At 63.5% G+C, this 1,316-nt stretch carries 2 protein-coding genes and 1 pseudogene; all 3 read left to right on the top strand.

Going from position 1 to position 1,316, the window contains the following annotated elements; translation table 11 throughout:
* The first annotated feature begins 279 nt into the window (after nt 1-279).
* A complete protein-coding gene (locus tag YU3_RS40230) occupies nt 280-633 on the top strand; it encodes a transposase (protein ID WP_036260354.1) in 354 nt (117 codons plus the stop codon).
* Nucleotides 634-681: 48 nt separating this feature from the next.
* Entirely contained in the window at nt 682-975 is a 294-nt protein-coding gene (gene tnpB / locus YU3_RS40225) for an IS66 family insertion sequence element accessory protein TnpB (RefSeq protein WP_348631207.1), read from the top strand.
* Between the two features lie 66 nt (nt 976-1,041).
* Nucleotides 1,042-1,316, top strand: a pseudogene (locus YU3_RS38330) (IS66 family transposase); the annotation flags it as partial.

Raw genomic sequence — 1,316 nt, 5'->3', positions numbered from 1 at the left:
GGCCACGTAGTGATGCGTCATGGGCATGCAACTCTGGTCGATGAAAGCGCCGTCCTCGAGAAGGCGGTGAAACAAAGAAAACGCCTCCTTGAGCGAGCGGGATTCTGACCAATGCCACCCTAGCGGCATGGGCTGTTACCAGCCTCCAAAACTGCACCGCACTCGAAGCTCAGAGGGCCTTTCGGTACGCCTCCGGCGAGGGCCGCCTTGCGCGAGCATGGCATGGTAGCGAGGCTGCGCTCTTAGGTCGTCCCTTACGAGCGTAGTTAGCAGCACAGCATGAGCCATGTGACGTTATTGACCGGGCCTGAGCGCCGTCGTTGTTGGAGTGAAGGGGATCAGGGCCGGATACTGGCCGCGGCATTCGCGCCCGGGTCCACGGTGGCGGCGGTAGCGCGTCAGTACGATGTCGCGACCAGCCTGGTCTTTAAGTGGCGCCGCACGATGAGAGCGCGCGAGACGGGCTTTGCCGAAGTTGTCGTGGTTCCCGATGAGCCTGTCGCCGTGTCGAGGCCGGCGGCGCCAGCAGCGGTGATCGAGCTGGAGATCGCCGGCAAGGCGCGGCTGCGGATACCGCTGACCACGCCGCCGACATTGGCGGCGGCGATGGTGAAGGCGCTGGGCGTTTCATGATCCCGGTTCCGAGCCAGGTGCGGATCTGGTTGGCGGTCGGCCGCACCGATATGCGTCGCGGGATGCAAGGTCGCCCTGCAGGTTCAAGAGACGCTGGGACGGGATCCGCATGCCGGCGATCTTTATGTCTTCCGCGGCCGCAGCGGCAATCTGATCAAGATTATCTGGCACGATGGGCTCGGCATGTCCCTGTATGCAAAACGGCTCGAGAAGGGCCGATTTCTATGGCCGTCGCCGGCAGACGGTACGGTTTCCATATCACCGGCGCAGCTCGCCTACATGCTCGACGGGATCGATTGGCGCAACCCGCGTCACACCTTCCGCCCTCAGCGCGCGGGCTGAGTTTTTCTTTGAGTTTGCGCCATTTTCCGCGAGTCAGCGGACGCGTTTTATGATTCATTCCAGGGCATGGTTGCCACCGCCCAGGATTTTGTTCCGGACGATATCGGCGCGCTGAGAGAAGCGCTGACCGCGGCGCTGGCCAGAGCCGAAGACGAGGCCGCGCGCGCTGCGCTGGTCGAGGCCGAACTGGCGGTCGCCAGGGCCAAGGCATCGGATGATGCGGCGCTGATCGCGCATCAGGATCTGACGATCCGGAAGCTGCAGCGGGCGCTGCATGGTCAGAGTTCTGAACGTTCCGCCCGCCTGCACGACCAGATGGAGCTCACCTTCGAGGAACTCGA

It is taken from the genome of Mesorhizobium sp. WSM3224 (assembly GCF_000427725.1).
In the GTDB taxonomy this organism is placed as follows: domain Bacteria; phylum Pseudomonadota; class Alphaproteobacteria; order Rhizobiales; family Rhizobiaceae; genus Mesorhizobium.
Note: the sequence above shows the minus strand (reverse complement) of the source record. Positions and strands in the feature narration are given on the sequence as shown.